Genomic DNA, 18,341 nt, shown 5'->3' with positions numbered 1-18,341 from the left:
GCCCCGGTCTGGCTGCTCGGGGCCGGACGGGCCGGAGGAGGCCCGGACGCCACGCGCTTCGAACAGACGATGCGCCCCCTCCTCCGCCGCGCCGGCGCCGGTGACGGCTGCCGGTTCCTGCCCGTGGCCCTGCCCGCGCCGACGCGATCCGAGACGCACGCCGTCGCGGCGGGCCATCCGCTGGCCGGAACGGTGCGCCAGGGCATGCTCCTTCTCGCCGCCATCGAGGTGGCCGCCCAGGATCCCTTCGTCGCTTCCCTCGACAGCGGGCGGTTCGCCCGCGCGCTCGGCCTCGATCCCGAGATGCCCGTCACCCCCGACGAGCGGCGGCTCTGCGACCGGCTGCGCGACCTCGCCGACGCGCTGGAGGCGCTGGAGCAAGGCGGACCGGCTCCGGAGGAGATGGCGCGGGCGCCGCTCATGGAATCCTGGAGTTTTCTGAGCGGCCGGACGCGGGTGCTTGCCGGCGTCTCCTTCGGCCACCCGACCATCGCTTCCGGGCGCCCCACCCTCACCTCGGACGTCTTCGCCACGGACGGAAGAACTTGGGCGCGGACGCTGTCGCGCCTCTATCGCCTGGGGACACCGGCAGAGGCGACGCCGGCGGCGGGGCTCCAGTGAGCGCGCGCCCTCCCGCCCATCCCGACGCCATGGAGATAGCCTGACATGTCCCGACCCGCTTCCGGGCGCCGCGACGCCTGCCCGGCCGCTCCCGCGTGCCCGCCCGCCGCCAACGCCGCGCTGAGGCGCGCGCCCCCGATGCTCAGGCTGTGGCGGGTCGTGCCGCCGCAGTCCCTCGGTCCCGCGACGGCGCGCTCGCTCCTCATGGTGTTGCGCGCGGTCGAACCCCCTTGCGCCCGGCGACGCTGGGACGCCGCGCTCCGGGGCGATCCGGTCGCGACCACGCGCATCGCGCTCACGGTCCTGCGCCTGGAAGGGGTGAGCGGACCGGCGGCCGACACCGTCGCGAGCGCCCTGCTGCTGCGTGCCTTGTGCGGTGATCGAACCGCCCCGGTCGTCCTCGCAAGCGCGCTGAGGCGATTGGCGCGCCGACGTCCGGACGAGCGTCACCTGGTCGAACTCGCCGCGCGGTGGGCGGCCTGGGTGCCGCGCGTCCCGCCGGCGCCGCGGCCGTGACCGACCGGGACCGGTTCGCCCCGGCGCCGGCCGAGAACCCCTGCCCCGCATCCCAATCGCCCAAGGACGGCACCCATGCGCATCTGGATCCTGTCGGACCTCCACCAAGGAGTGGGAGGGCCACCGTGGAACCCGGCCCGTATCCCCGAAGCCGACGTGGTGGTCGTCGCGGGCGACGTCTGCGAGGGGCTGGGCGCCGCGGTGGACTGGGCGGCCGAAGCGCTCGGACGCCACATGCCGGTCGTGATGGTCGCCGGCAACCACGAGTTTTACCGCCGCATCCACGGCGAGGAACTCGCGCTGGGCCGTGCCGCCGCGCAAGCCGCCGGCATTCACCTGTTGGAGGACGAGGCGGTCGCGCTCGGCGGCGTCCGGTTCTGCGGGGCCACCCTCTGGACCGACTATGCGCTCGATGGCCTTGAACGGCGGCGGGCGGCGATGGACGCCGCCGGCCGTGGCCTCAACGACCACCGGCGCATCCGCTGGGGCCACGCGCGGCGGCCCTTCCGCCCGGAGGAGGCGCTCGGCCTGCACGAGGCCTCGCGCGCCTTCCTGGACGCCGTCCTCCGGGAGACCCCCGGCGGGTTGCCCCAGGTGGTGGTCACGCACCACGGCCCGGCACCGGCCTCCGTCGCGCCGGTCTTCGCCGGCGACCCGCTGAACCCGGCCTTCGTCTCCGATCTCGGGCCGATGATCGAGGACCGGCGCCCCGCCCTCTGGGTTCACGGTCACGTCCACGCCAGCCTCGACTACGTGCACGCCGCCACACGGGTGATCTGCAACCCCCGCGGGTACGGCTCCGAGAACCCGGCCTTCCGCGCGGATCTCGTGGTGGAGGTCGGCGCGTGAGGACGCCTCCCGCATCGGGCGTCGCGGCAAACGGGGGACTTGGATGACCGCCTACCTTCCGGCCGACCTGCACGAGCAGGTCGCCGCCCTGCGCACGCTGCTCGGCCGCCTGGAGCGGGTCGTCGCGGGGGCGTCGCCGATCCGCAGGGAGCTCGCGTGGGCCCCCCTCGTCGAGGGCTGGGTGCCCGCCTCGCAGCCGCTTCCCGCCATCGTCGGCGTGATCGACGGGAGCGCCGTGCTCACGGGCCGGATGTGGGCGCTCGACCCGAACCTCAGATGGGCGCTGACGGAGGAGGGCTGGCTGCGCCTCGGCCAGCGCGGCGAAGCCTGACGCGTCGGACCACGAAGATGGAGGACGAATTTCCTTTGACCGGTCCTGTCGTACCCCCGAGCCTCGCGCGCAGGATCGTCCTGCGCCACCTGCCGCGCATCCTGCGTGCGGGCCTAGATCCCGACGGCTTGTACGGTCGGGTGCCGGTGATGCTGGCGCGCGACGCGGGGGCCGTCGACGCCGGCCTCGGCGAGGCGGTCCTGGCCTGGATCGCGCAAGGACCGGCGCGGGACATCCACGACGACCTTCCGGAGATGGCCGCCGGGACGGCGCCGCGGGGCCCCAGGGCCCTGCTCAGGCGCGTCCTGAGGTTGCGCTCTGACGGCCGCGATGAGCGGCCGTCAGAGGTCCATCCCTCGGAGGCCCGCACGCTCGTCGGCCTCCTCGACGGGTTCGCGGCCGCCCACGACTCCGTCACGGTCCGGGAGATCGCGGACGCGGTCCTCGTGTTGACCGCCTCGCCCGCCGACCGGTCGGCCGCGGCGCGCTTGGCCGCCTCGATATGGCGGGAGCTGCCGCGCATCGACGAGAGCGCGGCGATCCTCCGGCTCCTCGACATGGCGGAAGAGTTCGACGACGACGACGACAACTTCGTCTCGGCCGAGGCGGGCCGGCACGGACTCCTGCCCTTGCCCATGCCCGAGGACGCCCGGGCCGAGGTTCTGCGCCGGGCGTGGGTCGAGGCCATCGACGCGGCCATCGCGGACCTGCGGGTGCAGGCCCGCGCCCTGGCGCTCGGCCTGTCCGCGCTCGCCGTCGGCGAGACCGAGCGCTACTACGGGACTGAGGGGATCGGGAGCGCGGCGCTCCGGTTCGGCGAGGCGGCGCTCGGACCCGTCGAGCGGCGCGCCCGCGCCGCCGAGCGCAGGCGCGCCGAGCTGGCCGCCGCGCGCAAGACCGCCGAGATGCCCGGGAGCGCCGCGCCCGCGCCGGCGGACGAGCCCGACGCGGGCGTGCCCGAGGGACACGTCCTGGTCTGTCCGGCCATCGGCGCCACCGGCTCCGGCAAGGGCCGCGACGTGACCAAGGGGTACGAGAAGTCCATCGCCAAGCCCCTCCCGTTGGTCCCGACGCCCGATCTCGTGCGCGTCCGGCGCCGGCTGCTCTACGAGTTCCCCCAGGCGGGCGGGGCCGTCGATTTCGTCCTATGCGATCTGGTGGGCAAGCCGTTCGTCCGCCTCGGCCACCTCCTCATCGTGGGCCCGCCCGGCAGCGGGAAGTCGCGCTTCGTCCGCCGGTTGGGCGAGGAGCTCGGGACCGGGGTCTTCCGGGTCGACGGCTCGAACGACGCCGGGGCGAGCTTCGGCGGCACGGAGCGGCGGTGGTACTCCGCCGAGCCGGCGCGACCGTTCATGGCGGTGAACCGGTTCCTGCAAGCCAACCCCCTCGTCCTGGTGGACGAGGTGGACAAGGCACCGACCCGCAGCGACTACGGACGGCTCTGGGATGGCATGATTTCCTTCCTAGAGCCCGAGACCGCCGCACGGTTCCCCGACCCCTGCGTGCAGGCGGAGCTCGACCTCTCCTGGGTCTCCGTGGTGGCGACGGCGAACGTGGACTGGAACTTGCCGGCGCCCCTGCTCGACAGGCTGAGGCGGATCGAGTTCCCGCATCCAGGTCCCGAGCATCTTGAGGCGCTGCTCCCCGCCCTGCTCGCCCAGGCCGCGGCCGAGCGCGGGACCGACCCGCGCTGGGTCCAGGGGCTGACGGGCGAGGAGGTGAGGGTCCTCCGCAGGGCGTGGCGGGGCGGTTCGGTGCGCCGCCTCCGCCGGATGCTGGACGTCTTGCTGCGCCACCGGGAGCAGGCGGCCGTCAGGCACTGACCGCCACTCGCCCCACCCCACAGCGCGGCCGGCGCCCCTGCCCGCCGCTTCGCGACGGAGAACCCCGGACATTGTCAGGCCGCATCCTGCCCGAACCGTATGTCCTGCCCCCGGTCTTCCGGCCCGGGCGCGCCCGCCGCAGCCTGGACGCGACCGCGGCCTCCAACGCGCGGACCCCCCTGCTTCCCGCCCGGTCGGAGGGGATGCGGCTCTGGATCATGTCCGACCTCGCCGTCCGCGACGGCGCGTTCGCCCTGCCGGATCCGCTTCCGGACCATGACGCCCTGCTGGTCGCCGGCGGGATCTCCGAGGGGCTGGTGGCCGCGGTCGAGTGGCTCGCCGGGGCGCTCGGCGACCGGAGGGCCGGCCGACCCGTGGTGCTGGTGCCGGGGATCAGCGAGTACCGCGGCGGCTTGCCTCCGCACGAGACCCTGCGGCTCGGGCGCGAGAGGGGGCGTGAACTCGGGATCACCGTGCTGATGGATGAGGCCGTCCGGCTCGACGACGGGCGGGGGGCTGCCGTCCACGTTGTGGGGGCGACGCTCTGGACCGACTGGGCGCTCGGCGGTGCGGCATACGCCGGCGGCGCGCGGGCGCGCGCGCGCAACATGTGGCGGGGCGGCGACAACATTTTGGCGGAGCGCGACCGGACCTGGGGCCCGTACGACGCGGCCGGTGCCCATGCCCGGTCACGCGCCTACATCGAGGACTTCCTCACGAGCGTCGTTATCCAGTCCAACGGCATCTCGGTCCCGCCATCATCGCTGGCCGCCGGGGTGCGTCCCGGCGACCGGGCCGTGGTCCTGACCCACCACGCGCCGTCGGCGCGTTCGCTGCATCCGGGCTGGCCGGAGTGGCAGTGCGAGGAGTGGGAGGCCACGACCTTCGCGTCCGACCTGGAGGACGTCCTCCGGGCATGGGGCGCGCCGGCGCTCTGGGTCCACGGCCGCGTGCCGGCGGCGGCGGACTATCACATCGGAAGGACCCGGGTGCTGGCCAATCCATGGCGGAGGCAGGGCAACCGGGCTTTCGACCCGGCGCTCGTCGTCTGCGTCTGAACCCTCTCCCCTCCGTTTTCCGCCCAGCGAGCCTGCGAGGGCTGCCGCGGACCACGGGAAGCCCCTTTGAGCCCCGCCTCCCGCAGCCCGCCGCGGCGCGAACCCGGAAAGGTCTCGACATGTCCCTCAACGCCATCGCGAACGTGACCGCGCGCCCCGGACTCCAGGCGCCGGGCGGCGCGGCCCGCCTCGCCGCGGGCGCGACGTTGCTCGACGGCCACGCCCCCGCGGCGCCTCAGAGACACCGTCCGGACCGGCCGGAGGCGCGGACCGGCGTCGCGGAGCCGGCCGGCCTCCACCAGGCGTTGCTCGTCCTCGATATCGAGACGGTGCCCGACGAGGAGCAGGTTCCGTCGGATTGGCCGTCCGAGAAATTTCCGAAGGCGGCCTGGCACAAGGTGGTCGCGGTCTCCTTCGTCGAGGCAGCCATCGCCCGCGACGCGGCGACCGGAACCGAGGCATACCAGATCCGGTCGTGCCGGAGCGGGGGCGAGCCTGGATGGGATGAGGAGCGCCTGCTGCGGGCCTTCTGGAAGTTCTTCGCGGCCGGCCGCTACAGGGTCGTCACCTGGAACGGCCGCAGCTTCGACCTCCCCACGCTCCTGCTGCGCTCGTTGATGCACGGTATCGCGGTGCCCTCCTGGTACAGGAGGGGGACCAAGTGGGACGGCTACGGCCACCGCTACGCCGTAGACTGGCACGCGGACCTGATGGAGGTCCTGGCCGAGTTCGGGGCCTGCGCGCGGCTGACCCTGGAGGAGGCCGCCGGGCTCCTGGCCCTGCCCGGGAAGCTGGGCGAGCACGGCTCGCAGGTCGCCGCCATGATCGCCCGCGGCGAGATCGGGCGCGTGCGGGCCTATTGCGAGACCGACTGCCTGAACCTCTTCGTGCTGTACCTGCGCTGGGCGCACCTCACCGGAAGGACCGGCCCGGAGGCCCACGACGCTGCCATCGACGGCCTGATCCGGTACCTGGAGTCCGAACGGGCGGCGCGCCCGCACCTCGGTGCCTTCGTGGACGCATGGCGGCGGGCGACCGAATCCCGGTCCGCCTTCGTCTCCCGGCCGCCGCAGGCTTGGCCCGCCGTGGCGGGCTGAGGTCGGCCGGCCTGGACGCTCCCGCGCACGACCGGGACGGGCTCGCCGGCGACGAGGGCTTGGTCGGCGGGGCCAACGACTGGGACCGGGCCGCCGCCGTGGGGAGCGCTGGCACCGCCGGCCTGTCCCGACGGACGTCCCCATCGCCGATGGGTCGCGGCGAGCACGGCCGTCGCACGCGCGCAGCCTTCCGTCGTCGAGGGTACGGGCGCGTCTATCGCGGGTGGGACACTTGCCCCGGCCGGATGGGCCGCGACGCCGGCGGATACCCGCGCCGTTTCAGCCGGCCGCACTCAGGTCCCTGGTCCTCCCGAGCACGCCGGCCATTGCCGGTGCGATATCCGTCGAGCGGGTGATCGAGGCCCCGCCCCCGGAAACCAGATCCAGGTCGTGACGCCGGCCGGGCGACGTGGGCTCGCTGATCAGGCGCCGGCACAGCAACTCAGCCAGCGACGGATCCTCGACGGCACAGACGATCTGCCGGCCCGATCGCTGCAGGGCTGAGAGCACCTCGACGAGGTGCAGGGCCCGGAAATCGTCGATGTGCTGGACCGGGTCGTCGAGCATGAGCGTCCGCCAGGTGCACCACGGTCGGGACAGGTGAACGGAGAGGAGGAAGGCCAGGCCGGCCGCACGCCTCTGCCCGCTGCTGAACACGAATTGCGGGTTCAGCCCGTTGCCGACCCTCAAGCTCAGGAAGCGCTTCACGTCGCCGCGTATGCCGTAATCGATGGTGCGCCACTCGGAGTGCGGGCGGAGCCGTTGATACAGCTCGTTCAGCAGCGGGCTGATGACCGCGAGGCGCTCGTCGATGATCTCGGCATTCGTCCTGCGGACGGTACGGTCCAGCGTCCGGGCGGCGGTCACGGCCGCGCGGGCCCGCGCGAGCCGGTCCGCCGCGGCGTCGGCTTCCACCCGGAGCGCTTCGAGATGCGCTTCTAGGTCCGTCACGCGTTCCACCGCCTGCGAGGCTTCCAAGGTGAGGATGCTCCGCTCCAGGTCGATCAACCGGCTCCGTTCGGCCTGCACGGCCGCGTCGAGGGCGCCGGCGTCGTGCGCGAGCTTCCCGTCCAGCGAGCGTCGCACGAGCTCGGCCGACAGCGCCTCTTCGCGGGCCGACAGCTCGGCCTCGGCGGACGCGAACCGGAGGACCGCCGCCTCGGTCTCCCGCAGGATCTCGGCCGCGGCCTCGTGCCGGGTCCGGGCCGCCGCGAGTTCGGCGCGCGCCTCCGGCACCCCCGAGCGCCGGGCGGCGAGCCGCTCGCGCGCAGCCGCGAGCCCCGTCTCGAATTCGGAGGCGCCTTGCGGCGCGCGACAGAGCGGGCAGCGGTCGTCATGAAGCCCGACCCGGCTGCCATGGTCGACCAGGATGGCCAGCGACGCGGCGAGCGCGTCGGTCTCCTGCTCCTTGTGAAGGCGCGCCTCGGCAGCCTCCAGCGCGTGGCGGGCCGCCCGGACCGCGGCCTCGGCCTCGGCCGCCGCCACCGCCGCCGCGTCCCGGCCCGCGCGGAAATCGGGGCCGGCGACCGTGTCGCGCAGCGCGGTCACCGCGCGAACCTCGTCCGCGACCCCACCCATCTCGCCGAGGCTCAGCCGGCGGCGGGCCAGTGCCTGCCGCGCCGCCGCGACCCGGCTGCCCAAGTCCTGGCCGCCGGCCGGCGTCAGTCCGTCCAGGCTGGACAGGGCGGCGGCGATGTCGCCGGCCTGCAGGGCGACGTCCCGGGTCTCCTCCAGATCGGTCAACGCCGCCGTCAGGCGCGCGCGCGCCTCCTCGTAGGCGTGCGCGGCCGTATTGTGCGCGCCCTCGGCGGAGGACATGACCTCGCGCGCCTTGGCGGCGTAATCCGGGCCTTCGATGGCGCCCAGCGCCGCCCGCACGAGCTCGAAGCGCTGCGTTTCCGTCAGGTCGAGGCTGAGCGCCGCGATCCATTCGTCGCGGATGATGGAGGTCCTGCAGACCTGCTGCAGCGCCCGCTCGGGCTTCGCGCCCGGGACGCAGAGCAGTGCCTCGATGCGGGCCGCGTCCCGGTCGGCGCCGGTCTCGCGCGAGCGCGTCACGGCAAAGCCGCTCCCGTCATCGGCACGGAACCCCACCGTGACGAAGTGCGCCTCCGGCTGCCCCTCGCCGCGCCACCAGACATAGTCGTCGAGGCTCTCCCTGGCCGCCTTGTCGACGAGGTACTTGTCGATCTGGCCCGTGAGCGCGAACTCGACCGCGTCGCACAGCGTGCTCTTCCCGACGCCGTTGCGTCCGCAGATGACGGTAAAGCCGGGGCCGAAATCCACGCGTTGGCGCTCCCGGAAGCCCCGGAAGCCGCACAGTTCGAGGTAGTCGAGCCTCATGGCGCATCCACCAGGATGCGCGCCACGTCGGAAGCGCTCGCGGCGCCCAGGAAGGCGGCCACCGCGGCGTCCGGAACGTCGCTCAACCGCGACCGCAGACGGGCGCGGTAGTCGGCGCCGCCGATCACGGGCGCGCTGAGAACCGGCAGGAGGGGCAACAACGTCCTTCGCAGGTCGGCCGCCGTGCGCAGGTCGCCGCGCGCGATCTTGCGGGTCATGGAGAAGTTCTCCTCGATCCGCTCGATCTGCCGCGCGAGGCCGGGTTCGGCACCGCCGGCCAGGAACAAGGCGTAGACGTTCCAGGCCTTGGCGCCCGCGGACCGCAGCGAGGCCGCATGTCGGCCGAGCGTGGCCTGCTGGACCTGCCGCCAGTCGGCGAGCAGGCTCTCGCCGCTCCCGAAGACGTGCAGGAAGCCGGCGACGGACGCATTCTCGAAGCAGACGACCGGCACGCTGCCGCCCGGCCAGGTCCAAGTCTCGTAGCCGGCCGAGCGGAGCAGCACCTCGGATTGGGTCGCGATGTCCATCACACACCGAGCTCCTGGCGTGCCGCGGGAAGGTCGAGCCACGCCGCCGAAGCGCCCGGCCGGATGATGTCGCCCGGGCGCCCCTCCCGCACGAGGTTCACCGGCAGGCCGACGTCGACGGCGCCGGCGCAGACCACGACGTCGGCGACCTCGAACGGTGTCTCCCTGAACCGGTCCTGCGTCGTCTGGAGCAGCGTACCCGAACCGTTCACGACCCTGACCCGGCGGCCGGCGAGATCATAGCCGACGGAGGTCTGGACGGCGCCGGCACGGCGCAGCAACAGGTGCGCGTAGCCCAAGACTTCGGAAGGGCCGGGGTTCCGCAAGGTCGCGGCGGCGGTGGCCGGCACGCCTTCGGCGTCCCGACGAAGGCCGTAGAGGTCCTCGCTGCCCAGATCGGGGGGATCGAGCCAGGCCGATTCGCACGCCGCCCCCGTCTCCCTCTCCACCGCGGCGCGTCCGGCGTGCAGCACCTTGCGGAGGTAAGCCCGGGAGAACGCCCGGCGGAGTTCGTCGAGGACCTCGGCCCCCGAGCGCCTGACATGCGCGAAGCGGACGTTCCCCGAATTGGCCAACGTCCAGAGCTCGGGGGCCTTGGCCTGCAGGACGTCCTCGCCCGCGAGGTCGACCAGGGTCACCGACAGCGGCGCGACGCCCGTCATCGCCTCGGCGAGAACGGCATTGAGGTAGGACCAGTCCGACCAGAAGCCGACGACGAGCAGGTCCTTCTCGCGCAGGTTCGCCGCCATCCAGGTCTTGGTCTTGGCGATGCGCGCGGCGATCACGCCGTCCTCGGTGAGCTGCGACGCCGTCCAGACGGTGGCGCGCCGCTCGCGCACCGAGCAGCCATGGAACTTGAGCAAGGGCGCGTGCATGCGGGCCCGCACGGTGGCCTCGTCGCCGTCGAGCGAGGCGGCGAGGTCGAACCCGTAATCCTGTGCGCGGCGCTCGATCAGGTTGTCGTAGTTCGCCGATACGGCGCCGGCAGCCATGCGCGTGATCAGGAAGTCCGCCACCGCCGCGTGGCCGGCGTTCGGCGGCCTGACGAAACTCTCCCAGGGAACGAGGGCCTCGATGAAGACCGAGCCGAGGGTGTCGTCCCTCGCGAAGATCTCCGCCAAGGCTTCCAGGTCGCCGCGCAACCCCGGCGGGCACGCGGGGTCGATGCTCATGACATACCGGTCGTAGCAACTGGTGGCCACGGACCATGCCGACGGTAGGGAGCTCGGCGGCGCCATCGACAATCCGGCACCGCAGAGTATGACGAGGCGCCCCGCTTCCATGGAGGCGAGCAATCGCGCACGAACCGCCGCGTCCAACCCGTTCCTCCCTTGCCTCGCGAACCTTTACGGTGGCGTAGACCGAGATCACACTCAAGGCAAAGTAAGGCGACCCAGCTTCTCTCGCCCACGCCGCACGCGCATCGAACCGTCGGCCCAGAAAGTCGCGCCGGCGTAGGTTGCGCGCTGTCGTCTCGGCGACAAGGTTTCAGGCCGCCTGTTCCGGGCCGGGGCGGCTGATGGGTCTGGCGAGACAGGTCCGAGGCGCGGGCCCGCATGGCTTCTCTGGGCAAGGCCCGGCGGCTGTCCCGCCCTCAAGGCAGCGTCGGCTGCACCTCGCGCTGGACCTTGGCGGGCAAGCCGTACAACTCTCCCATCAGGGCGATGAACTCGCCCTAGCCACCGTAGCTGGGGTGGCGGACCCGCTCGGCCGTCATGCCCAAATCCGCCAGGGCCGCCTCAGCGTCCCTCGTGATAGCGACCATGGTGCGAGGGCGCGGTTCCGAGACCAGCCATTCGAGGAGGTGGGGGGAAGCCTGCCGTTCGAGACCGGCTGTGGCAGCGATTGGGAAGCGGGCCGCCGGAGGCGTGCGGGTGGAGCGGGAAGACATTCCAGAGGAAGACCGGGCGCCGCAGGTGCCGGAGGACCTGCCAGGTCACCGTCGCGGTGCGCTCGGCCACCGCCGGCCCCCGGGCGGCCCGTGAGAGCGGCAACTGCCCATGGAGGCCGGCATGGGCGGGGAGGTGAGCCTCGTCCGTGAGCGCCAGGCCAGTGCGCCGCCCGCCGCGATACCCGAGGTCGCGCGCTATCCAGATCGGATCGACGCCTCCCGCGAGGGCCGCCTCCGGAACGAGCCGCAGGTTCTCCCTCCGGATCTGCGGGGCGTCGGCCCCGTCGTGATCCGGACAGACCACGGCGTAGGGGTTGAACGCGTCACGGAAGCGAAGCGCCGCCAGGGCATCGATGAAGGCGGCCGGTGTCATGTCGGCAGGCTCGCGACCGCAGGCCGGGCCGGGGCTTCCTGGGACGACCGGCGACCGGCCTGCCTGACAGCTAGCCGCTTCGCCGACCGTTACCGCACCTGCGGCGGCTTCGTGATCCCGGCCGCTCAAGCCTTGTTCGTGAACCGCGCGGTGGCGGCCTTGCCGCCGACCTTGAGCGAAACCGTTGCCACGACCTGGCCACTCGCCGCGACGGGAAGCTTGCCCTGCACGCTGTTGGAGCCGGCCGGGCTGAGGTCGACCTTGTAGCTCTTGCCGCCGACGAGCACCGTTGCGGTGCCCGAGACCTGGGACGCCGGAACGGGCTTGCGCATCTCGTCCAGGACGTAGACGGTCACGTCGGTGTCCTTCACCACGAGTTCCAGCCAGAGCTCCTGGGCCTCCTGCACGAGGCCGCCGTGCGCGGCCTTGGGTGCCTCGCCATGGGCGAGGGCAGAACCGGATGCGAGGCTGAGGGCAAGAACCAACGGAATCGCGAAGAGCTTCATCGTGCTTTCCTCGTAACAAGCCAGAAATCGGTGGTAAACGCGTCTTCGGCGCGGTTTTCTAGGTTCCATGTCGCCCGAACAGGGAGGGGCGAAGACTGCTATCCCGTTCCACAACTGCCTCGAACAAGGCGTCGTAGGCCGTGGCCGCGCGCCGCGGGGAGAAGTCAGCCGCGCGCCGCCGGCGTCTCTCAGCGTCGCCCGGATCTTCCAAGACGGCTTCGATAGCCTCGGCCATCTTCGTGGCGTCGCCGACCGGAACGATAACCCCAAGCGCCGGGTCGAGCAGGATCTCGCGCGGCCCGTCGCAATCCGTCGCGACGACCGGCATGCCGTGGGCTAGGGCCTCAACCACGGCAAGACCGAAGGCCTCGACGCGTGAGGACAGAACGAGACAACTCGCCTCCGCAAAGGCCGGCCAGGGTTCCATGACGTAGCCGCGAAGCTCGACCCGGCCGGACAGGCCGAGGCGGTCGATCTCGGCTTCGAGACGCGCATACTCGACCCCCTCGCCGAGGATCACCAAGCGCGCGCTCGGTTGTCGTACCTTGGCGAAGGCGCGCAGGAGGGTCTGATGATCCTTCGCATGGTCCAGGCGACCCACGGAAAGGATGACCGGCACGGTCCGGTTGGGTGCCTTCTCCGCCACGCGATCAGAGAGGACCGGATTGTAGATCCGGCTCAAGCGGCTCGGATTGGCCGCAAGCCTCTCCTGCAGGTATCGGGCAAGCCCGTCCGAGACGGCGATTGTACGAGCGGCCATCCGGGTGAGAAGCGGCGTGGCGAGGTAGCCGATGCGGCTGAGAAGCCCACGCTCGTTCGCCGTATAGCCATGGTACGTGATGACGCTCCGGCGCAAGCGGCCGGCCAGGACCGCTGCCACCGTGTGCTTGAGGTTTGAGGAGGCCAGCGCGGAGATCGTGACGTCCGGCCGCTCGCGACGTATCAGCCCGGCAAGGCGCGCCGTTGAGCGTAGATGTCCGCCTCCTAACACGACAAGCCGAGCATCGGGGCTCAAATGAGCCATGTTTTCCCGGGCCTCGTAATCAACGGCCACAACTACTTCATGTCCGAACTTGCAGAATTCAGTGGCGAGGATTGCCCACACGCGTTCTGCTCCGCCGCCTGCGAGGGCGTGCACGTACATCAGAATTCTACGCGGAACAGGTCTCGGCCTGTCGGAAGCAGGTGGAGCATTCACAGGAAGTACCCTGCCTCGGCGCCGGCGTCGTACGGCTCCCGCTAATGGTTGTGCTTGTGGCGCGCGCCGCCGTCCGGCTGCGCTGTGCTGGAGGGGTTCTCCGCTGCCTTCGTGCCGTCCGTCCCGGCGGCGCCGTGGTTCATTCCGGCATGAGCGTCGCCTGCCTGTGCCTGCATCCACAGGTCGTTGTACTCGTCGTCGGTCATCTCCGGCAGCTTCCGCAGCAGCGCGACCGTCGCCCAAAGCATCTCGTCCCCGTCGCTCGCCATCGACGGCATGCCGCTCATCTTGATCCCGTTCTTCAGGATCCAGAACAGCTCGCCCGCACTGTAGCGCTTCGCGGCCTCCTTGAGATTCGGCGGCTCAGGATACATGCCCTCCGCGACCTCGTTGCGCTTGGTGCCCGGTCCGCCATGGCACGTGGCGCAATGCTCGGCGAAGTGCCCGACGGCCGGCACCAGCTTGGCTTGTTCGTCGTAGCCCGCCGGCGGCAGCAGGCCGGCCGCGTGGGCTCGGATCGAGCGCACCCGTGCCGTCTCCAACACCCACGAGGTCAGGGCCCAGTGCGGCTCCGTCGCGGCGACGTTGAAGACGCCAGCGTAGATCACGGCCGCGGCGGCGACCGTCGCCAGGATGCCGGCCGAGAGCAACGTGAGGAAGGCGATCTTGGCGGTTTGCATGGATGTGTCCTGAGTGACCGGTTCAGAGACGGGCCGCCCACGCGTCAGGTGCGGGGGGGCCGTCGGACGAACTGGGATGAGCGCTCTCGTCGGATCCGTCTTCTCACCGCGCCTTCTGGATGCGCGTGATGGCAAGCTGCCCGTTCACCCGGTCGGCGGAGAACCGGACCCGGTCCCCGGCCTTCACCCCCTTGAGGATGGCAGGGTCGGCAACCCGGTAGGCCATCGTCATGGCGTCCATGTCGATGTTCGGGATGCGCTCGTGGTCCAGCGTGACCTTGCCGGCGGCCTCGTCGACCTTCTGGACGGTCCCGCTCACCAGGGGCGTGTTGGCAGGGGGCTGGGCCGCGGCAGGCTTGGCGGGGGACGCCGGCGCGGGCGACGGCGACGCGGGCTGGGTCGAGCCGCCCGCCTGCGCCTTGCGGTCCAGCGGACCCTCGCCGGACGGCGTCTGGTTCGGCTGCGGCCGGTAGTCCGACTGCCGGCTCCGGACCTGCCATTCCTTGAGGGCGTCGATCTTCTGCTGCTGCTCGTCCTGGATCTTCTGCGCGGTCTCGCGCAGCTGCCGGTCGCCGCCGTAATCGAGCTGCGCCTTGGCGAGGAAGAGGGACTGCTCGTAGCTCGCGATCAGGAGCTCGGCGAAGTCCCGATCCGGGTCCCCGGTCAGCTTGAGGTTCTTGAACCGGTCCGCCATGACCTCGCGCACGCGCTCCAGAGCGGCCGGGGCACCCTTGGCGGGTTGGGCCCAGGCCCCGCCCGAGAGCGGGTTCGCAAGCGCCACGCTCATGGCGGCCGACAGCAATAGACGTCGCATGTGATTTCCTCCGCGGCATGGGGCCGCCGCGCGTGATCGGGCGTGCCCGCGCGGCGGGCCCGTTCGAGGCGCTACTTGGCTTTTTGGATCTGGGTGACGGTGTACTGGCCGCCGGCCTCGTCGACGTCGAACTCGACCTTGTCCCCGGACTTCAGGTCCTTGAGCATCGCCGGGTCCTTGACCTTGTAGGCCATGGTCATGGCGTCCATGTCGAGCTTCGGAATGCGCTCGTGGTCCAGCGTGACCTTGCCGGCGGCCGGGTCGACCTTCGTGACCGTGGCCTTGACCGATTGAGCCCAGGCCGGGCTCGCCAGAGCCAGCAGCGCGGCGAGGGCGAAGGGAGGTACCTTCCTCATCGTATTCTCCTGATGGTCGTTGTGCCGCTGCACGGGCACTTGTTGAGGGGCGATGGCGCCCGCGCAGCGGCTTTCGGGCGGACTAGGTCCACCCGAACCCGTCCGCCGGTGCCCGCCCGCATCGGGGCGTCGTTCCGGCGGAAGCTTGGAAGACATCCGGCATCGCCGGCTCAGTGGTTTCCGTGACCGCCCGGGTTGGAGGCCGTCCGGCGCTTGCGCGGGTCGACCACGCGCAGGTCGGTCTCGCGGGCTTTCCGGCCCTTGGGCGTGTCCGGCGCCCGCGTCGGCTCGGGCAGGGGCTCGCCGGTCCACTCGTAGGCCAGCGTGCCCTCTGGGTGCTGGTACCAGCCCGGATCCCTGTAATCGCCGGGCGCCACGTCGGGGCGGACCTTCAGCACGGTGAACATGCCGCCCATCTCGACCGATCCGAACGGGCCGGCGCCGGTCATCATCGGCAGCGTGTTCTCGGGCAGCGGCATCTCCATCTCGGCCATGGAGCCCATGCCGGTCGAGCCCATCGGCATGTAGCCGGGCGCGATCTTCTGGATGCGCTTCGCCGTGCTCTTCAGGTTCACGCCGATGTAGGTGCGCACCGAGTGGCCCATGGCATTCATGGTGTGGTGCGACTTGTGGCAGTGGACCGCCCAGTCCCCCAGGTTGTCGGCGTTGAACTCGATAGCCCGCATCTGGCCGACCGCGACGTCCGCAGAGACCTCGAACCACTGGCGCTCGGGCGGGATCCAGCCGCCGTCGGTGCCCGTGACCTTGAAGTCGACGCCGTGCACGTGGATCGGGTGGTTGGTCATGGTCAGGTTGCCGAAGCGCATCCGCACCTTGTCGCCCTGGCGCGCGACCATGGGTTCGATGCCCGGCCAGACCCGGCTGTTGAAGCACCACATGTTCATGTCGAGCATCGTGTTGACCTTGGGCACGTAGGACCCGGCCTCGATGTCGTAGGCGTTCAGGAGCCAGACGAAGTCGCGGTCGACCCGCCGCTCGGCGGGATCGCGCGGATGCACGACGAAGAAGCCCATCATGCCCATCGCCATCTGGACCATCTCGTCCGAGTGCGGGTGGTACATGAAGGTGCCCGAGCGCCTCAGGATGAACTCGTAGACGAAGGTCTTGCCCGGCGGGATGCCGGGCTGGTTCAGGCCCGCCACCCCGTCCATCCCGTTGGGCAGGGTCTGGCCGTGCCAGTGGACGGCGGTCGCCTCCGGCAGCTTGTTGGTGACGAAGATGCGGACCTTGTCGCCCTCGACCGCCTCGATGGTCGGCCCGGGCGACTGCCCGTTATAGCCCCAGAGATGCGCCTTCATCCCGGGGGCCATCTCGCGCACGACCGGCTCGGCCACGAGATGGAACTCCTTCCAGTCCCCGCGCATGCGCCACGGCAGCGTCCAGCCGTTGAGCGTCACCACCGGCTGGTAGTCCACCCCGGTGGTCGGCACGAGCGGCGGCTGCGTCGTCGCCTTGTCCATCGAGGGCGCCTCGGGCAGGCCGGCGGCCTGCGTGCGGCCGCTGATCATGGACGTTCCTGCGAGGACGAGCCCCCCAGCGCCCAGCAGGCCCCTTCGCGAGATGTCAGTCATCGGTTTCTCCATGGGTCTCGTGGGGGAGCGGCATCAGCCGCCGGGCGTGGCGGCCGCGAGGGTGTCGCCACCGCCGCCGGCCACCGCCTCGGCTCCAGCCGACTCGCCACCGAAGCCTTCGCCGGTGAAGCCGCCGCCGATGACGGCCGCCCTGAGGTCGGTCGCCGCGATCCAAAAGTCGCGTTGGGCCTCGATGGCCTGGATATTGCTCAGGATCCGCGAGCGGGCGTCGATGATCAGCGTGGTGACGTCGATCAGCATGCCGCTGTACTGCAGCAACGCCTGGTCCTGGATCGTCTTGCGCAGCGGCAGCACGCTGCCCTGGTAGTGCCGGGTGATGTCGTACTGGCCGCGGTAGCGCTGGTAGGCCTCGCGGACCTCCGAACGGGCGTTGACCGCCTTCTCCGCAAGGCGATGGGCGGCGCCGAGATAAGCCTCCCGCGCTCCGCGCACCACCGTCGTCCCGAAGTCGTAGATCGGGATGACCAAGTCGACGGTGTAGCCGCGGCCGAAGCTCTTGTCGCGCGTGACGTTGAAGCCGCCCTGCTCGTTCGGCTCGAACGCCTTCGAGCGCTCGTAACGGTCGGAGTAGCCGATATCGAGCACGTTGATGAAGCCGCTGACCTGGTTGAGGCCGTACTGGCCCGCGAGCGACTGGAGTTCGAAGCGCGCCGTCTGGATGTCCGCGCGTTTCTTGATCGCCTCGGCCTCGATCTGGGTGCCGCTCACCAGCCGACCGGGCAGCGACGGCAAGCCGTTCGGCAGCTTGAAGTCGATCTCGCGCCCCCACAGGCCGAGCAGGCGGATCAGCTTCTCGCGCTCGACCCGCTGCAGGACGCGCGCCTTGGCGAGTTGCGCCCCGAGCTCGCTGTAGAAGGCGTGCTCGCGCGCCTGCTCCAGCTTGTTCAACGCGCCCGTCTCGCCGAGCTGCTTGGCCAGGGTGGAGGCGGAGCCGGCGCTCGCGAGCGCCTGCTCCAGGTAGGCGACGGACTGGTTCGCCGACACCGTGCGATAGAACTGGCGCCGCGCCTCGCCGGCGAGGCGCAGGACCTGCCCGACCGCGCGGTACTGCTCCGCCCTGAAACGGTTCCGCGCGATCGGGATGCGGACCGGCAGCGTCAGGAGCTCGATGAGGCTCGCGGTGAGCGAGCGCTCGACCTCCAGGGTGAAGTCGCCCCCGGTTCGGCTGAGGGAGAGCCGCGGGACCGGCGGCAACGTCGCCTGGACGAACTCGGCTTCCGACACGCCGAGGTCGTTGAAGGATGCTTGCAGGGCGCGGTTCTTCAGGAGGGCGACCTGAACCGCGCTGTCGGGCGTCAGGGGGCGCCGCAGCAGCTGGTCCGCGCGCGCCGCCGCGCCGGTCGCGGCGATCTCGTCGGACACCTTCACGATGTCCTTCCTCAGCTCCAGGGCGGCGTAGCTGTGCGCCGGTCCGAGACCGCCGTCGGCCGAGAAGCCCACGCAGCCGCCAAGCGGCACCCCGACCGACGCCAGGAGGGCAGCGGTCCGGGCGCGACGGCCGAGCGACGCTGCGGCTCCCCGGCGGACGCCGGACCCGCGAGTCTGAGGCAAGGTCATCCGTGAGTTCCCTTTGGGGGTTAGTCCGTGGGCGGGCGGGGTTTGGTTACAGGTGGGTCCCATCACCGCCCTCCCGTGTCGCGCTTGCCGCCCATGCCGGGCATGTTCATGCCGGGCATCCGGGAGTGGTCCATGCCCTCCATGCCGCCCGAGCCGGACTTCGGCGTCACGGCGCGGTTGAGCTCGCG

General features: G+C 71.6%; 17 protein-coding genes and 1 pseudogene. 7 read left to right on the top strand and 11 right to left on the bottom strand.

Going from position 1 to position 18,341, the window contains the following annotated elements:
- The 7 genes and pseudogenes from MFF42_RS03650 to MFF42_RS03620 all read left to right on the top strand — a co-directional run.
- Positions 1 to 621: pseudogene (locus MFF42_RS03650) on the top strand (hypothetical protein); the annotation flags it as partial.
- Between the two features lie 45 nt (positions 622 to 666).
- Entirely contained in the window at positions 667 to 1,137 is a 471-nt protein-coding gene (locus MFF42_RS03645; RefSeq protein WP_012454473.1) for a hypothetical protein, read from the top strand.
- A 75-nt stretch (positions 1,138 to 1,212) separates the two neighbouring features.
- On the top strand, positions 1,213 to 1,986 hold the full coding sequence (locus MFF42_RS03640; protein ID WP_012454472.1) for a metallophosphoesterase: 774 nt from the start codon (positions 1,213 to 1,215) through the stop codon (positions 1,984 to 1,986).
- Between the two features lie 43 nt (positions 1,987 to 2,029).
- Positions 2,030 to 2,317: a hypothetical protein gene (locus MFF42_RS03635; RefSeq protein WP_009861606.1), complete on the top strand. Its 288-nt coding sequence runs from the start codon at positions 2,030 to 2,032 to the stop codon at positions 2,315 to 2,317.
- Between the two features lie 35 nt (positions 2,318 to 2,352).
- A complete protein-coding gene (locus MFF42_RS03630; RefSeq protein WP_238231523.1) occupies positions 2,353 to 4,140 on the top strand; it encodes an AAA family ATPase in 1,788 nt (595 codons plus the stop codon).
- 71 nt (positions 4,141 to 4,211) lie between these two features.
- On the top strand, positions 4,212 to 5,198 hold the full coding sequence (locus tag MFF42_RS03625) for a metallophosphoesterase family protein (protein WP_012454470.1): 987 nt from the start codon (positions 4,212 to 4,214) through the stop codon (positions 5,196 to 5,198).
- Positions 5,199 to 5,317: 119 nt separating this feature from the next.
- Positions 5,318 to 6,295 (top strand): 3'-5' exonuclease, encoded by a 978-nt coding sequence (locus tag MFF42_RS03620; protein WP_012454469.1) that lies wholly within the window; start codon positions 5,318 to 5,320, stop codon positions 6,293 to 6,295.
- 279 nt (positions 6,296 to 6,574) lie between these two features.
- Here MFF42_RS03620 and MFF42_RS03615 read toward each other — a convergent pair whose 3' ends face one another.
- The 11 genes from MFF42_RS03615 to MFF42_RS03565 form a co-directional block, all read right to left on the bottom strand.
- Positions 6,575 to 8,638, bottom strand: coding sequence for an AAA family ATPase (locus MFF42_RS03615; RefSeq protein ID WP_096485554.1), 2,064 nt, complete (start codon positions 8,636 to 8,638; stop codon positions 6,575 to 6,577).
- Complete coding sequence (locus MFF42_RS03610) at positions 8,635 to 9,165, bottom strand: hypothetical protein (RefSeq protein ID WP_012454467.1); 531 nt, start codon at positions 9,163 to 9,165, stop codon at positions 8,635 to 8,637. The genes MFF42_RS03615 and MFF42_RS03610 overlap by 4 nt, the downstream gene beginning before the upstream one ends.
- On the bottom strand, positions 9,165 to 10,484 hold the full coding sequence (locus tag MFF42_RS03605; RefSeq protein WP_238254537.1) for an SIR2 family protein: 1,320 nt from the start codon (positions 10,482 to 10,484) through the stop codon (positions 9,165 to 9,167). Before MFF42_RS03605 ends, MFF42_RS03610 begins: the two co-directional genes overlap by 1 nt.
- A gap of 420 nt (positions 10,485 to 10,904) precedes the next feature.
- Positions 10,905 to 11,429 carry a uracil-DNA glycosylase family protein gene (locus tag MFF42_RS03600; RefSeq protein WP_012454465.1) on the bottom strand — a complete coding sequence of 175 codons (525 nt, stop codon included), beginning with the start codon at positions 11,427 to 11,429 and terminating at the stop codon, positions 10,905 to 10,907.
- A gap of 125 nt (positions 11,430 to 11,554) precedes the next feature.
- A complete protein-coding gene (locus MFF42_RS03595; protein WP_009862577.1) occupies positions 11,555 to 11,935 on the bottom strand; it encodes a hypothetical protein in 381 nt (126 codons plus the stop codon).
- Positions 11,936 to 11,993: 58 nt separating this feature from the next.
- Positions 11,994 to 13,079: a glycosyltransferase gene (locus MFF42_RS03590; protein WP_012454464.1), complete on the bottom strand. Its 1,086-nt coding sequence runs from the start codon at positions 13,077 to 13,079 to the stop codon at positions 11,994 to 11,996.
- A 95-nt stretch (positions 13,080 to 13,174) separates the two neighbouring features.
- The gene (locus tag MFF42_RS03585) at positions 13,175 to 13,813 is read right to left on the bottom strand and encodes a c-type cytochrome (RefSeq protein WP_009864849.1); all 639 of its coding nucleotides are present in this window, start codon (positions 13,811 to 13,813) and stop codon (positions 13,175 to 13,177) included.
- 103 nt (positions 13,814 to 13,916) lie between these two features.
- Complete coding sequence (locus MFF42_RS03580) at positions 13,917 to 14,627, bottom strand: copper-binding protein (RefSeq protein WP_012454463.1); 711 nt, start codon at positions 14,625 to 14,627, stop codon at positions 13,917 to 13,919.
- Between the two features lie 71 nt (positions 14,628 to 14,698).
- Positions 14,699 to 14,983, bottom strand: coding sequence for a copper-binding protein (locus MFF42_RS03575; protein WP_012454462.1), 285 nt, complete (start codon positions 14,981 to 14,983; stop codon positions 14,699 to 14,701).
- A 170-nt stretch (positions 14,984 to 15,153) separates the two neighbouring features.
- Positions 15,154 to 16,575 carry a multicopper oxidase family protein gene (locus tag MFF42_RS03570; RefSeq protein ID WP_041371993.1) on the bottom strand — a complete coding sequence of 474 codons (1,422 nt, stop codon included), beginning with the start codon at positions 16,573 to 16,575 and terminating at the stop codon, positions 15,154 to 15,156.
- Positions 16,576 to 16,608: 33 nt separating this feature from the next.
- A complete protein-coding gene (locus tag MFF42_RS03565) occupies positions 16,609 to 18,216 on the bottom strand; it encodes a TolC family protein (RefSeq protein WP_012454460.1) in 1,608 nt (535 codons plus the stop codon).
- Between the last annotated feature and the right edge of the window lie 125 nt (positions 18,217 to 18,341).

Source organism: Methylorubrum podarium (assembly GCF_022179745.1).
Taxonomy (GTDB): Bacteria; Pseudomonadota; Alphaproteobacteria; order Rhizobiales; family Beijerinckiaceae; genus Methylobacterium; species Methylobacterium podarium.
The sequence above is the reverse complement of the archived record's forward strand: the minus strand, read 5'-3'. Positions and strand labels throughout refer to the sequence as shown.

Excerpts from the sequence above, each read along its gene's own strand:
- MFF42_RS03620 (WP_012454469.1), top strand. The coding sequence starts at position 5,318 with ATGTCCCTCAACGCCATCGCGAACGTGACCGCGCGCCCCGGACTCCAG.
- MFF42_RS03645 (WP_012454473.1), top strand. The coding sequence starts at position 667 with ATGTCCCGACCCGCTTCCGGGCGCCGCGACGCCTGCCCGGCCGCTCCC.
- MFF42_RS03600 (WP_012454465.1), bottom strand. The coding sequence starts at position 11,429 with ATGACACCGGCCGCCTTCATCGATGCCCTGGCGGCGCTTCGCTTCCGT.
- MFF42_RS03615 (WP_096485554.1), bottom strand. The coding sequence starts at position 8,638 with ATGAGGCTCGACTACCTCGAACTGTGCGGCTTCCGGGGCTTCCGGGAG.
- MFF42_RS03595 (WP_009862577.1), bottom strand. The coding sequence starts at position 11,935 with ATGAAGCTCTTCGCGATTCCGTTGGTTCTTGCCCTCAGCCTCGCATCC.
- MFF42_RS03610 (WP_012454467.1), bottom strand. The coding sequence starts at position 9,165 with ATGGACATCGCGACCCAATCCGAGGTGCTGCTCCGCTCGGCCGGCTAC.
- MFF42_RS03640 (WP_012454472.1), top strand. The coding sequence starts at position 1,213 with ATGCGCATCTGGATCCTGTCGGACCTCCACCAAGGAGTGGGAGGGCCA.
- MFF42_RS03575 (WP_012454462.1), bottom strand. The coding sequence starts at position 14,983 with ATGAGGAAGGTACCTCCCTTCGCCCTCGCCGCGCTGCTGGCTCTGGCG.
- MFF42_RS03565 (WP_012454460.1), bottom strand. The coding sequence starts at position 18,216 with ATGGGACCCACCTGTAACCAAACCCCGCCCGCCCACGGACTAACCCCC.
- MFF42_RS03580 (WP_012454463.1), bottom strand. The coding sequence starts at position 14,627 with ATGCGACGTCTATTGCTGTCGGCCGCCATGAGCGTGGCGCTTGCGAAC.
- MFF42_RS03635 (WP_009861606.1), top strand. The coding sequence starts at position 2,030 with ATGACCGCCTACCTTCCGGCCGACCTGCACGAGCAGGTCGCCGCCCTG.
- MFF42_RS03585 (WP_009864849.1), bottom strand. The coding sequence starts at position 13,813 with ATGCAAACCGCCAAGATCGCCTTCCTCACGTTGCTCTCGGCCGGCATC.
- MFF42_RS03570 (WP_041371993.1), bottom strand. The coding sequence starts at position 16,575 with ATGACTGACATCTCGCGAAGGGGCCTGCTGGGCGCTGGGGGGCTCGTC.
- MFF42_RS03590 (WP_012454464.1), bottom strand. The coding sequence starts at position 13,079 with ATGTACGTGCACGCCCTCGCAGGCGGCGGAGCAGAACGCGTGTGGGCA.